The organism is Pantoea sp. MHSD4, assembly GCF_021043305.1.
GTDB lineage: Bacteria > Pseudomonadota > Gammaproteobacteria > Enterobacterales > Enterobacteriaceae > Pantoea > Pantoea eucalypti.
Map to the genome: position 1 here is coordinate 587,149 of NZ_JAJNDH010000002.1, position 14,270 is coordinate 601,418.

Below are 14,270 nucleotides of genomic sequence, written 5' to 3' on the forward strand. Positions count from 1 at the left end.
TCTGCTGCTGACGCGCGGCTGCGCATTCATCTGTTCGATGCATCTCTGCTATAGTCCACTCACTGTTTTTGCAAACATCTGGCGCTTTTCCGAGGCGAGCTGAGTTACACTGTTGATTACTTCGCTCTGAGGCGAGCTAATCGGTTGATAGCCAGAGTGTTTCTTTACTGAATAAATGGAATAGGCACAATGATCAAGAAACTGAGTCTTTGCGCATTGTCAGTGCTCGCTGCATTGCCGGTCGGAACGGTAGCATTTGCTGCTGAGGGTGACATGCAGCTGCAACAGGTGCTGATGTTGAGTCGTCACAATCTGCGTGCGCCACTGGCCGATAATGGCAGCGTGCTGGAACAGTCCACCAAAAAAAGCTGGCCGCAGTGGGATGTTCCTGGCGGACAGCTGACCACCAAAGGTGGCGTGCTGGAAGTTTACATGGGTAATTACACCCGTCAGTGGCTGGCACAGCAGGGCCTGGTGAAGAACGGCAGCTGTCCTGACAGTAATAACGTCTTTGTCTACGCTAACAGCCTGCAACGCACCGTTGCGACGGCTCAGTTCTTTGTTAATGGTGCCTTCCCAGGCTGTGACGTCGCGGTCACACACCAGGATGAAATGGGCTCCATGGATCCTATCTTTAATCCGGTCATCACCGATGGCAGCGATGCTTTCAATAAGAAAGCACTGGCCGCGATGACCGCAGCAAATGAAAAACTGTCGCTGAAACCTGCTTTCCAGCGCCTGGAAAAGATTGTCGACTATAAAGCATCGCCTGCCTGCAACAATAAAAAGCAGTGCGATCTCAGCAGCGGCCAGAACACCTTCAGCGCTGAAAACGGTAAAGAGCCGACTGTCAGTGGCCCGCTGAAAGTGGGTAACTCCCTGATGGATGCGTTTACGCTGCAGTATTATGAAGGATTCCCGCTGGATCAGGTTGCATGGGGCCAGATCAAGACGCCTGAACAGTGGAAAGAGCTGTCAGCCATTAAAAATGGTTATCAGGACGCCCTGTTCACCAGCCCGGACGTTTCCCGTGAAGTGGCGGCCCCACTGGTGGATTACATCCGCAGTCAGTTAGTGGATCAGGACAAAGCCAACGCGCCGAAAATCACGCTGATGGTGGGTCATGACTCGAATATCGCCTCGCTGCTGAGCGCGTTGCAGGTCAAACCTTATGAGCTGCCTGATACTTACGAAAAAACGCCGATTGGCGGCCAGGTTGTTTTCGAACGCTGGCATGATGCGAAAACGGATAAAGACCTGCTCAAAGTCGAGTATGTCTATCAGACGGCCGATCAGCTGCGCAACGCTGACGTGCTGAATCTGAAAAACCCACCGAAGCGCGTTACGCTGCAACTGGCGGGTTGTGAGACGGATGCAAACGGCTATTGCAGCTGGGATCAGTTCGCTCAGGCGCTGAATGCTGCGCTGCAGGGCACGCCAATGCAACCTGCGGCGGTACCACAACCGGCAGCACAGTCTGACGACGACAGCGCAAAAGCCGCAGCGACGAATGACGCTGCTGCTGATAAAGCTGAAGCGGATAAAGCGACCGCAGCCAAAGCGAAAGCTGAAGCCGACAAAGCTGCCGCTGAGAAGTCTGAAGCAGATAAAGCGGCTGCTGAGAAAGCAAAAGCGGATAAAGAAGCATCTGAGAAGGCTAAAGCGGATAAAGCGGCAGCGGAAAAAGCCGCTGCTGAAAAGGCAAAAGCGGATAAAGCCGCTGCTGAGAAAGCGAAGGAAGACAAAGCAGCCTCAGCCAGTGACGCGAAAGCTGACCAGGCTAACGCTGCGAATAAGCCTGCCACAGTGCACAACGACGAATCAAAGTCAGCGGCAACGCAGTAATTGCGCTGTAGCGACCCATAATAAAAAACCCCGTCGAAACGGGGTTTTTTTATGGCTGCAGGGCGATTAACCCGCCACAACGACCAGTTTCTGGTTAGCAAACTCTTTGATACCCAGATCAGAGAGTTCACGGCCATAGCCTGAACGTTTCACACCACCAAAAGGCAGTTCCGCTGAGGTGTCGCTCTGCGAGTTGATAAACACCATCCCGGTTTCAATGGCGGAAGCCAGTTTACGACCGCGAGCCGTATCCCGCGTCCAGACTGAGCCACCCAGACCGTAGTGCGAGTCGTTTGCCAGCGCCACAGCTGCATTATCGTCGCCGACGACATAAACCTGCGCCACAGGACCGAAGAACTCCTGATAATAAGCAGGATTATCCGGGGTGATGCCAGTGAGAATGGTTGGCTGATAGAAGCAACCCGCGCCCTCTGCCGCTTTACCGCCTGTCACCAGTGTTGCGCCATTAGCGACCGCTTCATCGACCTGTTTCACCAGGCGGTCACGTGCATCAGCAGAAGAGAGCGGGCCAAGTGTGGTTTTCTCATCCAGCGGATCGCCCAGCGTTGCAGAACTCAGCGCAGCACTGAACTGGCTGATAAAGCGATCGGCAATTTTCTCATGTAAAATAAAGCGTTTTGCGGCGGTACAGACCTGACCGCAATTGCTGAGACGTGCCTGCACGCCCTGACGCACGGCTTCGTCAAGATCCGCATCATCCAGCACTACAAACACATCATTGCCGCCCAGTTCCAGCGTCGATTTCTTAAGATACTTACCAGCCTGCTCAGCAACGGCGCTGCCTGCGCGCTCTGAACCGGTCAGGGCAACACCCTGCACGCGATCGTCAGCAATCAGATCGGCAACCTGCTCGTTTGATATAAACAGGTTAGTCCAGGCCCCTTCAGGTGCACCTGCTTCACGAACCAGTTTTTCAAACACATCGGCACAATGCGGCACAATATTGGCATGTTTCGCCAGCACAGGGTTGCCCAGCGCCAGATTAGGTGCCAGTACGCGCATCAGCTGATAGTAAGGGAAGTTCCAAGGCTCGACGGCAACTAACACGCCAATCGGATGATACTCAACCCAGGCCTCGCCCAGTTCGCTGGGATAGGCCTGCGGCTGCAGAATACGTTCGGCATGCTCTGCGTAGTAGCGGGCAATCTGTGAACAGATTTTCACTTCGCCACGACTCTGGCCAATCAGTTTACCCATCTCTTTACTGGCGATGGTCGCCAGCTCTTCCGCGCGGCTATCAATCAGGTCAGCCAGTTTTTTCAATACCTGCAGACGTGGCTGAATTTCACCTTTGCTCCATGACGAGTGGAAAAGACGATCGGCCACGTCCAGCGCATGGCTGACAGCCGATTCATCATGTGAAGGCCAGCTTTTCATCAATTCATTGTTTGCGGGATTAATGCTTTGATAGGAAGACATAACGTACTCCTTGGTGAGCTAAAAAAGTGAGGGCGGGAAATTCCCGCCCCTGAATCAGACGTTCTTACGTTCTACGGGCTTATCATCCCAGGTCAGGAGATCTTTATCGGTCTTTTCAAAGGCGCGAATGAGCACATCGTCGCTGCCTTGCTGACGCCAGATCTCTTCTGCCAGTCTTTCATCGTAATTCGCCACTTCGAAAATGGCCTCGGCAATTTCAGGGGAGGTATGACGCAAACTTGCCCATTCGCCAACGTGATGTGCTTTCGATTGTTCAGTAGACATACTTTTCTCCTTGATTAAATCAGTCCTGCAGTTTCACAGTCAGTCCGGCAACATGTTCACCCTGAAAACGGGCAATATTGAGTTCCGCCTCTGTAGGCTGACGCGAGCCATCGCCGCCCGCCAGCGTGGTCGCACCATAGGGTGTGCCACCACGAACCTGAGAAATATCAAACAGCTCTTTGGTTCCGTAGCCGATAGGAACGATGACCATGCCGTGATGGGCCAGAGTGGTCCAGACTGACGTAATAGTCTGTTCCTGACCGCCGCCAGTACCGGTTGAGGTAAAGACACTGGCAACCTTGCCAAACAGTGCACCCGATGCCCAGAGACCGCCAGTGCGATCCCAGAACGTCCGCATCTGCCCGGCCATGTTGCCAAAGCGGGTCGGGGTACCGACGATAATTGCGTCATAGTGCGGCAGCATCTCAGGCGAAGCTTCTGCAGCCTGCTGATTGGTTTTGCCGCCCACCTGTGCAAAGCGATCGGCCTCCATTGTTTCTGGTACCCGCAGGATATCCACTTCCGCGCCGGGAACCCGACGAGCGCCTTCTGCAACTGCGTTCGCCATTGTTTCAATATGTCCGTACATCGAGTAGTAGAGCACCAGAATCTTGGCCATAAATCTCTCCAGGTGGTTTTGACGTCCAGAAAAAGTATAGAAGAGCTTTTGTTTTACGCAGGCGATACAGACATCGTGGCGAATGAATCGGGCAATAATCCTGCAGATAATCGGTGATAAACCGGCGTAATGTTCGTTCTTTAAGCAAATTACTGGTGATTACTCTGTTGCGAAATGTGACTGCTGGATGAGTTTATGCAGAGTCTGGCTATTATTTAAGCATGGGCTGGTTTCGGAATTCAGCCTTCTGCTTTTAGTTCTTTATTAATCGCACTACGCGAAAGGAGCAAATCATGACAGCACATCGTGGAGGTTCAGGAAATTTTGCTGAAAACCGTGAGCGTGCCGCTGAAGCGGGACGTAAAGGCGGAAAAAACAGCGGCGGTAATTTTAAAAATGATCCGCAGCGCGCAGCACGCGCCGGTGAGAAAGGGGGACGCAGCAGCCCTAAAAAAGCGGACGCATAACCTGACGTTCACCGCCGGCGCTTACCGGCGGTGAACGTCGTTGCTTTTCCTCCTCGCTCTCCCCACAATATCGTCCGGACACATCATCAGGTGAATTATGTCGGACACACCCCGCGGTTTAACCCTGCGCCTGACGCGGCAGGAGCTGGTATTACTTTTTATCACCATGATCTGGGGCGGCACCTTTCTGGTGGTGCATCGGGCGATGCAGCACTCTGGTCCATTCTTCTTTGTTGGCCTGCGTTTTGCCACCGCCGCGCTACTGCTGGCCTTTTTTTTCCGGCGGTATCTGGTGGGCATGACCTGGCTGGAGGTGAAAGCGGGCACGCTGATAGGCCTGTCGATCGCCGGTGGCTATGGCCTGCAGACCTGGGGAATGCAGACCATCTCCAGCAGTCAATCTGCTTTCCTTACCGCACTTTATGTTCCGGTGGTGCCGTTGCTACAGTGGCTGTTTTTACGCCGTCCGCCGGGCATCATGTCATGGCTGGGGATTGTGCTGGCGTTTACCGGATTACTGCTGGTGGCCGGGCCGCAGGATGGCCGTATTAGCCTGAATGCCGGTGAAATAGCGACGCTGCTCAGCACGCTGGCAATTGCCGCCGAGATCATTCTGATCAGTCGTTATGCCGGCAAGGTCGATGTGCGCCGCGTGACGTTGATCCAGCTGGCGGTGGCGTCTGTGTCTGCCTTTGTTTTGATGGTCCCCAATGGCGAGACGGTGCCCGCAATATCAACACCACTGCTGCTCAGTGCTCTGGGACTGGGTGCGGCCAGTGCGCTGATTCAGGTCACCATGAACTGGGCGCAACGCAGCGTTTCGCCAACCCGTGCCACGGTAATTTATGCCGGAGAGCCAGTATGGGCTGGTGTAGTAGGACGTATTGCGGGTGAGCGTCTGCCTGCTCTGGCGTTGCTGGGTGGGGCGCTGATCGTCTGCGGGGTGATCGTCAGTGAACTGCGGCTGAAACGAAAAAAAGCGGTGCAGCCTGTAGCCACACCGCTGGAGTAGTTAACCCTGCTGCCGCGCAAGCGGCTTTTCCTGCGATGCCCCACTGCGGCGTCGCAGAATGGCATTCAGGATAATCGCGCCAAACGTGGCGGTACCGATTCCACCAAGTGTGAAAGAGCCGATTTTCAGCGCGAAATCCCCTGCACCAAGAACCAGCGTGGTAGCGACCATAATCAGGTTGCTGTTCTGACCTAAATCAACATGGTTCTGCACCCAGATGCGTGCGCCTGCCACCGCAATCAGTCCGAACACCACAATGGATGCGCCGCCAATTACCGGGGCCGGAATGGTGTGGATCAGCGCACCAAACTTCGGCGAGAAACCGGCGAGGATAGCGATGATGGCCGCCGCAACAAATGCCAGCGTGGAGTAGACTTTAGTCACGGCCATCACGCCAATATTCTCGGCATAGGTCGTCACGCCACTTCCGCCGATCGAACCAGAGAGCATGGTGGCCAGTCCATCCCCGACAAAAGCACGTCCCATGTAAGGATCGAGGTTACGGCCGGTCATGCCCGCCACCGCTTTCAGATGCCCGAGGTTTTCAGCCACCAGAATGATCGCCACCGGCGCAATCAGCACCATCGCCTGCAGATCAAAAGTGGGTGCGGTGGTGTGCGGCAGGCCAAACCAGGCAGCCTGTGACAGCATCGTAAAATCGACCGGTTTGCCCAGTCCGAGACCGTTGGTCAGAATCGCATAGATCGCCCACGCCAGAATCAGGCCGACCAGAATCAGCAGACGCTGAATCATCCCGTGGGTAAACACCGCCACCAGACCGATACAGAGCACGGTCATCACCGCGACCCAGCTGTCGAATGAAGAGGCAGAGACGCTGTGAACCGCGATTGGAGCCAGATTCAGCCCGATCGCCATCACCACCGCGCCTGTCACTACCGGCGGCATCAGGTTTTCGATCCAGCGCGTGCCTGACTTCATTACCACCAGCCCAATCAGCGTGTAAAGAACGCCACAGGCGATGACACCGCCCAGCGCCACGCTGAGATTTGGATTCAGTCCCTGACCACTGAAGCCGGTTACCGCAATCACCACGCCAACAAAGGCGGCGCTTGACCCAAGATAACTGGGTACCCGACCGCCGGTAATAAAGAAGAACAGCAGCGTGCCAATACCCGAGACCAGAATCGCCAGATTGGGATCCAGCCCCATCAGCAGCGGCATCAGCACCGTTGCGCCAAACATCGCCACCGCATGCTGTAAACCCAGCACCAGCGTTTGTCCCAGAGGGAGTGTCTCATCCGGGGCGATAATACCGTTTTCTGTTAGTGCCGACTTCTTTTGCCATTGCGGAAACCAGGATCGTGCCATCGTCTACTCCAGAGCGTGATGAATGCCGGTGGGTTACAGGGAAGTGTTAACAGGCATCCTGCCGCATCAGGGGATGATATCCCCGGTCAAACCATGCCAGGCCGTGGGTATCATCGTTACGAACCAGGCCCACGACTTCACAGAACAGCGTGTCATGCGTACCGACGCTGACAATCTGCGTGATACGACAGTCAAAGGAGGCCACCGCGCCGCTCAGTACCGGCGATCCGGTCACGGCCGTTGACCACTCAGCCGCAATGAAACGATCAGCCATTGGCGTTTTTCCGCCGAAAAGATTGGAAAGCGTTTCGTGTCCTGCAGCCAGCGTGTTGACGCAGAGCTGCATGTTTTCGCGGAATACAGAGTAAACCGAGGCAGAGCGATTCAGGCAGACCAGCAGCGTCGGTGGCGAATCAGTGACGCTGCACACAGCAGAAGCGGTAAAGCCTGCGCGGCCAGCCGGTCCTTCAGTGGTAATGATGTTGACCGCAGCACCCAGCCGCGACATCGCATTACGAAACTCAGTTTTCTCAACGGCTGGGGTAAGGGTTTCCAGGCTCATAGTGTTCTCCGCGAAAGGGTTATCCTGCGACGCGCTGCAGCGGCTGCACGTCATCAGTCTGATCCAGCCACTGCAGCAGCAGGGCATTAAATTTTTCAGGGTCGGTGACGCTCATGGCGTGGCCGCCCCAGGCCATCATCTGTTCAGTGGCATTCGGCAGCGTCGCGGCCAGCTCGGTTGAGCAGCTCCACGGCACCAGCAGATCGTCCTGGCTGGCAATCACCAGCACCGGCTGCGGAATGGCGGCGGCCCGTACGCTGAAATCGGCGCTCATCAGGGCGTGCAGCCGACGCATCAGGTTTTCCATCCCCTGAAAATGGGTGATGTGATGGCTATCCTCCTGCTCCAGCCGCGTCTGATGCTCTGCCATCCACTCCGCAGGATAGAGAAACAGCGGCTGAGCACGAACAAAAGCCTCGACGCCGACATTGAGCAGCAGATCCTGCCGTACCTGGAAGCAGCGGCGGGTATGCGGATGCAGTGTCAGCCAGCCGTTAATTACCACGATCCTTTCAATCCGATCCGGATAATCCAGCGCCAGCTGCATCCCCACCAGACCGCCCAGCGCGTGACCGATCAGGCTGAAGCGCAGGATGCCGTGCTGCGCCAGCGCCTCGGCCAGCTCTGCGGCCATCATCGCCATGCTGTAACCTTCCGGTAAACTCTCCGCGCTGCGACCGGTCCCGCGCTGGTCATAGAGCACGACCCGATAGCGTGCGGTCAGTGCCGCCAGCTGTGGCTGCCAGAAACCCGCCACCCCGCCCAGACCCGAAGAGAGCACCAGCGTCGGTGCCTCAGGGTTTTGCAGACCCAGAAAATCCAGCTGCATCAGACCTCCGGTTTGCCGATGTGCGCCACGCTGGCGATTTCAATCAGCGCGTCAGGCTTGACCAGTCCGCACTGAATGCAGAAACGTGCCGGTTTTTCACCCGGGAAGTATTCGGCGTAAACCTCATTCACCGCGGCGTAATTCGACCAGTCGGTGATGAAGATCGAGTTAAAAGTCACATCAGCCATGCTGCCACCGGCGGTCTCAATCACCTTTTTAATCGTGTCCAGCACGTGGCGGGTCTGCGCGGCGGCGTCACCCACATGGACGACATTGTTGTCACCATCAAACGGCAACGTACCTGAGACATAGACCACGCCATCCGCCAGCGTGCCGGGGACAAACGGGGCGATAGGTGTGGTGGTGCCTGGCGGAACAATGATACTTTTCGGCATAGTGACGTCCTTTTAGTTGATTAGCGGGTATTCAGGCTTTCGCAGAAGGTATCGACATCCGATACCCAGCCAAAAAAGGTTTCGATATTGAACAGGGCCGCCTGCTGTGCAAAGGGCGGACCCGCCTGGTAGGTGGCGTCTTCCAGCACCACACCGAAATATTCCAGGAAGAAGCCGTCGCGTAGTGTCGATTCGACACAGACGTTGGTGGCGATGCCGGTGAAAATCAGATGCCGGATCCCGCGACTGCGCAGCGTGCTGTCCAGTGAGGTGTTATAGAAACCGCTGTAGCGCGATTTTGGCAGCACAATGTCACCCGGCTGCGGCACCAGTTCATCCACCAGCGCGTAATCCCAGCCGCCCTTCGACAGCAGCGTGCCCTGCAGTTCAGGCCGTTTGCGCATGGTTTTTAGCGCATTCGATTTGTGGAAGTTAGGGGAACCGGCATCACCCGCTTCAACATAGTCACTGTCCCAGCCGTTCTGGAACCAGATGATTTGAACGCCAGCGGCACGGGCCGCGGTCACCGCCTGATGAATTTTCGCAATCACCGGTTTCGTGGCAGACACATCGAATCCGGCCAGATCGAGGTAGCCTCCTTCAGTGGCGTAGGCATTCTGCATATCTACGACAATCAGTGCTGTCTGACCTGGCGGAAAGGCGATCGGCTCTGGACGGGCAGGCAGTTCGACCTGATGAAGCGCCTGAGTATGGGCGCAATAAACGGTACTCATCATGCCACCTCCTGCTGTGCATCAAGCAGGGCGCTGCGACAGGTCATCAGTGGCTGAATGTGCTGACCGAAGTTTTCGATACCTTCCAGGAAATCATCAAAGGTCAGCAGCACGCCGTGCGTGCCTTCTACCTGCGCCACTTCATCCAGCATCCGCGCTACGTTTGCGTATGAACCGACCAGGGTGCCCATATTGATATTGACCGCTGAGGTCGGATCCGCCATCTGACGTACATTGGTGTCACTGCCCGATTTGGTGTCCTGCTGACTCTGGGTGGTAAGCCATGAAAGCGCCTCTTCATCCGCTCCCGCTTTGTAGTGTTCCCACTTAGCCCGCGCTTCTTCGTCTGTTTCGGCAGCAATGATCATAAACAGTACATAGGAGCCGACATCGCGACCCGCTTTTTCAGCGGCCTGCTTCATGCGAATCGAGGTCGAGCTGAATGCAGAAGGGGTGTTCACACCTTTGCCGAAGCAGAAGTTGTAATCGGCGTGCTGAGCAGAGAAGGCCATGCCGGCATCGCTCTGTCCGGCGCAGATAACTTTCATCGGGCGCTGTGGCTGCGGACTGACGCGGCAGTCGTTCATGGTGAAGAACTCACCTTTAAAGTCCGATTTTCCGGTGCCCCACAGGTCACGCAGCACGGTAACGTACTCGGTCAGATAAGAATAACGGCTGCCAAAGTACTCATCGCCAGGCCACATTCCCATTTGTTCATATTCTGGTTTCTGCCAGCCGGTTACCAGGTTGACACCGAAACGACCGCCTGAAATGGAATCAATGGTGGACGCCATGCGCGCCACAATGGCCGGAGGCAGCGTCAGGGTGGCCGCAGTGGCATAGATCTCAATACGTGACGTGACAGCAGCCAGGCCTGCCATCAGCGTGAATGACTCCAGGTTATGATCCCAGAATTCTGTTTTACCGCCAAAGCCGCGCAGTTTGATCATCGAGAGCGCAAAGTCGAAATGGTAATGCTCTGCTTTCAGCACAATGGCTTTGTTCAGTTCAAACGTTGGCATGTACTGCGGCGCATTGGATGAAATCAGCCAGCCATTGTTACCAATCGGAATAAAGACGCCTATCTTCATGTGAAACCTCGTTGCGATGGGGGAAAGGTATTTCACGCGCTGCACTGCATCCTGCTACGTCCTTGTGGGCTGCGCTCAGTCACAATTCTGCAAACTGTGTGCCACATTTTTTATTGTTTTAAATAACAATGAGTTAAATTTAACCCGAAAGAGGTAAGTGGAGTCACTGGTCCATTTCGGACCATCTGGTCAAAATTCGCTGCACGTTTTACATGCAACCTGGGCAAAAAAGGTGCAGGTCGTGGATTGGGCAGCAATGAATCCCTTTGCTATGATGCGCTGACACCAGATGGATGAGGTAAACCTGTGAATACCGATGAAAAAAAACCAACGCGTCGATCGCGTGCGGTTGCAGCGAAGCGGGCCGCTATACTGGAAGCGGCGTTAACATTCTTTTCACAGTTTGGCATTCACGGCACCAGCCTTGATAAGGTGGCTGAGCTGGCCGATGTCTCTAAAACCAATCTGCTCTACTATTTTCCCTCAAAAGAAGTGCTTTATGTGGCGGTGCTTAAGCAGATTCTGGATGTCTGGCTGGCGCCGTTGCGTGCCCTGGCCCACGATCAGGATCCGCTCGTCGCTATTCGGCGCTACATCCGGCTGAAGCTGGAAGTGTCGCGCGATCATCCTCAGGCTTCGCGGCTGTTCTGTCTGGAGATGCTGCAGGGCGCACCGCTGCTGAAAGGTGAGCTGGCGGGCGATCTCAAGCAACTGGTGGATGACAAGGCGGCCATTATTGAACGCTGGATTGATGAGGGACGGCTGGCAGGCGTTCAGCCGCAGCATCTGATCTTTATGCTATGGGCCACCACACAGCATTACGCCGATTTTGCTACCCAGGTTGAGGCTGTCACCGGTCAGACACTCAGCGATCCGGCGTTTTTCGACCAGGCTGTTGATAATGTTCAGCGCATGATCATTGAAGGGATTCGCGTACGCTAAATCGGGCCACATTCATCGTTCGGTAACGGAGTGAATTAATGGATTCTGTTTCGCAGTTCGTACTGGGTGCCTCAGTCAGTGTTGCCGTGATGGGACGACGGGCGCCGATCTGGCAGGCCGCGCTGGTGGGCGGTGTCTGCGGCACCTTACCCGATCTGGATGTGTTTATTGACCACGGCGATGCGATACGCAACATGACGCTGCATCGCACAGAAACGCATGCGTTGCTCTGGCTTACGCTGGCATCGCCACTGATTGCCTGGCTCGTAGCAGCACTGTGTCGTCAGCGGGTGAAGTGGCTGGCATGGTGGCCTGCGATCTGGCTGGCTCTGATTACCCATCCGCTGCTTGATTTGATGACGGTTTATGGTACCCAGCTTGGTCTGCCACTCACCGATTATCCCTATGCCATCGGCAGTATTTATATCGTTGATCCCCTTTATACATTTCCACTGCTGACAGGGCTGGGCGTTGCGCTCTGGCGTCGCGGTGACAAAGGCATCCGCGGTAACCGTGTCGGACTGACGCTAAGTACACTGTATCTGGTCTGGAGCGTGGTGATTCAGGGCGTGGCAGGCTGGCAAATTCGGGCGTCGCTGACGACACAGGGGATTGCGGCTAATCACGTGCTGGTAACGCCCACTGCGTTTAATACGCTGGTCTGGCGCAGCGTGATTATGACGCCGGAACGCTACGGCGAAGCTTACTGGTCACTGCTCTCGCCGTCGCGTCCCCTGCAGGTGACATGGTATCCGCGGCATCCTGAGCTGTTTGACGCTTTTCGGGGCAGCTGGTATGCAGAACGTGTCGCCTGGTTCAGCCACGGTTTTTACGCCCTGCGTGAACAGGATGGAGAGACGACAATTGCCGACCTTCGTATGGGCGAAGGCGATAGCTATACGTTCACCTTTGGTCTGGGCTCGCCTCAGCATCCCGATGCACGGCCACAGCGTTTACCTTATGAACGCCCCTCTTTATCCGCCATTTTCTCGTCACTTGGCGAGCGCCTGTAAAAAAGCCCGGTCAGATGACCGGGCTTTTTCCATGCTGTTACCGATTAGCGGCTGCGACGATTACGCAGCATCCAGCCCACACCCAGCAGGGCAAACCAGAGTGGCGTAACCATCAGCGCCTGGCGCGTATCTTCCTGTAGCGTCAGCAGCACCAGCACAAAGGCGAAGAAGGCCATGCAAACCCAGCACATGAATTTGCCGAGCGGCATCTTAAAGGCCGACTCCGCATGGCGCTGCGGATGCTTTTTACGGTAGGCCAGGTAGCTGCACAGAATGATGGTCCAGACGAACATAAACAGGATGGCGGAGACGGTCGTCACCAGCGTAAAGACCTTCATGACATCCGGGATCAAATAGATCAACGCTACGCCAATCAGCAGGCAGAGACAGGAGAAAAACAGACCCGTGGTAGGGACCGCGCGGGCGGAAAGCCGGCCAAACGCGCGACTGGCGACACCCTGCTGCGACAGGCCATAGAGCATACGGCTGGTGGAGAAGATACCGCTGTTGGCTGAAGAGGCGGCAGAGGTCAGCACCACAAAGTTGACGATACTTGCCGCAGCGGGCAGACCAATCAGGACGAACATCTCAACAAACGGACTGCGATCGGCCATGACCTGGGTCCACGGCGTTACCGCCATAATGACCATCAGCGCCAGCACGTAGAACATGATCACCCTGAGTGGAATCGCATTGATAGCACGCGGTAAGACTTTATGCGGATCGTGGGTTTCAGCTGCTGCCGTGCCCACCAGTTCAATACCGACGAAGGCAAACACCGCAATCTGAAACCCGGCAAAGAAGCCGCTGAGACCTTTCGGGAACATCCCGCCGTGATCCCAGATGTTGCTCAGTGCCGCCGTGCCGCCACCCGGTGAAGGATAGTGAACAGACACCAGCACAATCCCGGTCACGATCAGCGCCACAATGGCGACGATTTTAATGATTGCGAACCAGAACTCCATTTCGCCAAACAGCTTGACGGTGGCAATGTTCAGCGCCAGAAAAACCACTACGCAGAGCAGAGCGCTCATCCAGATTGAGAAGCCCGGAAACCAGAGCTGGAAATAGGCGCTGATGGCCACCACGTCAGCGATGCCTGTCACCACCCAACAAAACCAGTAAGTCCAGCCAGTAAAATATCCCGCCCACGGACCAAGCAGGTCAGCCGCAAAATCACTAAAAGATTTGTACTCAAGGTTGGAGAGCAGCAACTCCCCCATGGCGCGCATCACAAAGAACAGCATAAAGCCGATAATCATGTAGACAAAAATGATCGAGGGACCGGCCAGACTGATGGTTTTACCGGAACCCATAAACAGGCCGGTGCCGATAGCGCCACCGATGGCGATTAGCTGGATGTGACGGTTGTGCAGGTTGCGCTGTAATTTATCAGGCGCATCCTGGGTGCGTGCGGTTTCTTTAGATTGATCAACCATAGAATTGTCTTTCCTGTCTTGATGTTGTGTCAGCTCTGCTGGCTGTTAGTTAAGGCATCTGCCTGAGGGCAAGTCGGATAAGATAGAGGAAGTCACCCCAAAGCCGGTAACAATTTTTTACCTGATGTGATACCGGTCAGGCGCAATGACGGTGGCAGCGGGTCATTCTGGTTATTACTGCGTCAGTCTGAGTAATGATTCATCACGTAATGTCAGGCAGACGGCGTAAAGGGTTTTTTGCCCCTACACTTTTTTTTTGCTTATCATC

15 protein-coding genes are annotated in these 14,270 nt (G+C 55.3%); 5 read left to right on the forward strand and 10 right to left on the reverse strand.

Annotated elements, in window-relative coordinates; genetic code table 11:
* The first annotated feature begins 189 nt into the window (after positions 1-189).
* Positions 190-1,845: a bifunctional glucose-1-phosphatase/inositol phosphatase gene (gene agp / locus LQK91_RS09545; RefSeq protein WP_105099333.1), complete on the forward strand. Its 1,656-nt coding sequence runs from the start codon at positions 190-192 to the stop codon at positions 1,843-1,845.
* 66 nt (positions 1,846-1,911) lie between these two features.
* Here agp and LQK91_RS09550 read toward each other — a convergent pair whose 3' ends face one another.
* Genes LQK91_RS09550 through wrbA form a run of 3 tightly spaced genes read right to left on the reverse strand, consistent with a single transcriptional unit; the run spans position 1,912 to position 4,189 of the window.
* The gene (locus LQK91_RS09550; protein ID WP_003850009.1) at positions 1,912-3,285 is read right to left on the reverse strand and encodes an NAD-dependent succinate-semialdehyde dehydrogenase; all 1,374 of its coding nucleotides are present in this window, start codon (positions 3,283-3,285) and stop codon (positions 1,912-1,914) included.
* A 54-nt stretch (positions 3,286-3,339) separates the two neighbouring features.
* Positions 3,340-3,570, reverse strand: a complete 231-nt coding sequence (locus tag LQK91_RS09555; protein WP_003850006.1) for a YccJ family protein — start codon at positions 3,568-3,570, stop codon at positions 3,340-3,342.
* Between the two features lie 19 nt (positions 3,571-3,589).
* Positions 3,590-4,189, reverse strand: coding sequence for an NAD(P)H:quinone oxidoreductase (gene wrbA, locus LQK91_RS09560; RefSeq protein WP_003850004.1), 600 nt, complete (start codon positions 4,187-4,189; stop codon positions 3,590-3,592).
* 293 nt (positions 4,190-4,482) lie between these two features.
* Here wrbA and LQK91_RS09565 point away from each other — a divergent pair, with 293 nt between their 5' ends.
* The gene (locus LQK91_RS09565) at positions 4,483-4,656 is read left to right on the forward strand and encodes a general stress protein (RefSeq protein ID WP_003850002.1); all 174 of its coding nucleotides are present in this window, start codon (positions 4,483-4,485) and stop codon (positions 4,654-4,656) included.
* A gap of 97 nt (positions 4,657-4,753) precedes the next feature.
* The gene (locus tag LQK91_RS09570) at positions 4,754-5,668 is read left to right on the forward strand and encodes a DMT family transporter (protein ID WP_003850000.1); all 915 of its coding nucleotides are present in this window, start codon (positions 4,754-4,756) and stop codon (positions 5,666-5,668) included.
* Here the strand turns inward: LQK91_RS09570 and rutG are convergent, their stop codons facing one another.
* The 6 genes from rutG to rutA are packed head-to-tail and all read right to left on the reverse strand — an operon-like array spanning position 5,669 to position 10,608.
* Positions 5,669-6,997, reverse strand: a complete 1,329-nt coding sequence (gene rutG, locus LQK91_RS09575) for a pyrimidine utilization transport protein G (protein WP_008925887.1) — start codon at positions 6,995-6,997, stop codon at positions 5,669-5,671.
* Positions 6,998-7,043: 46 nt separating this feature from the next.
* Positions 7,044-7,559 carry an NADH-dependent FMN reductase RutF gene (rutF, locus tag LQK91_RS09580; RefSeq protein WP_003849996.1) on the reverse strand — a complete coding sequence of 172 codons (516 nt, stop codon included), beginning with the start codon at positions 7,557-7,559 and terminating at the stop codon, positions 7,044-7,046.
* A gap of 19 nt (positions 7,560-7,578) precedes the next feature.
* Positions 7,579-8,388 (reverse strand): pyrimidine utilization protein D, encoded by an 810-nt coding sequence (gene rutD, locus LQK91_RS09585; protein ID WP_003849995.1) that lies wholly within the window; start codon positions 8,386-8,388, stop codon positions 7,579-7,581.
* The gene (gene rutC, locus LQK91_RS09590) at positions 8,388-8,783 is read right to left on the reverse strand and encodes a pyrimidine utilization protein C (RefSeq protein WP_003849994.1); all 396 of its coding nucleotides are present in this window, start codon (positions 8,781-8,783) and stop codon (positions 8,388-8,390) included. The genes rutD and rutC overlap by 1 nt, the downstream gene beginning before the upstream one ends.
* A gap of 20 nt (positions 8,784-8,803) precedes the next feature.
* Positions 8,804-9,517 (reverse strand): pyrimidine utilization protein B, encoded by a 714-nt coding sequence (rutB, locus tag LQK91_RS09595; protein ID WP_033761869.1) that lies wholly within the window; start codon positions 9,515-9,517, stop codon positions 8,804-8,806.
* Positions 9,517-10,608 (reverse strand): pyrimidine utilization protein A, encoded by a 1,092-nt coding sequence (rutA, locus tag LQK91_RS09600; RefSeq protein ID WP_003849992.1) that lies wholly within the window; start codon positions 10,606-10,608, stop codon positions 9,517-9,519. The genes rutB and rutA overlap by 1 nt, the downstream gene beginning before the upstream one ends.
* Positions 10,609-10,914: 306 nt before the next feature.
* Between rutA and rutR the strand changes: the two genes are divergently transcribed.
* Together rutR and LQK91_RS09610 are read left to right on the forward strand one after the other, a co-directional pair.
* Positions 10,915-11,550: an HTH-type transcriptional regulator RutR gene (rutR, locus tag LQK91_RS09605; protein WP_003849991.1), complete on the forward strand. Its 636-nt coding sequence runs from the start codon at positions 10,915-10,917 to the stop codon at positions 11,548-11,550.
* Between the two features lie 38 nt (positions 11,551-11,588).
* Positions 11,589-12,563 carry a metal-dependent hydrolase gene (locus LQK91_RS09610; protein WP_003849990.1) on the forward strand — a complete coding sequence of 325 codons (975 nt, stop codon included), beginning with the start codon at positions 11,589-11,591 and terminating at the stop codon, positions 12,561-12,563.
* Between the two features lie 44 nt (positions 12,564-12,607).
* On the opposite strand, the gene cycA is transcribed toward LQK91_RS09610, so the two are convergent.
* A complete protein-coding gene (cycA, locus tag LQK91_RS09615) occupies positions 12,608-14,002 on the reverse strand; it encodes a D-serine/D-alanine/glycine transporter (protein WP_003849989.1) in 1,395 nt (464 codons plus the stop codon).
* Positions 14,003-14,270 lie beyond the last annotated feature (268 nt).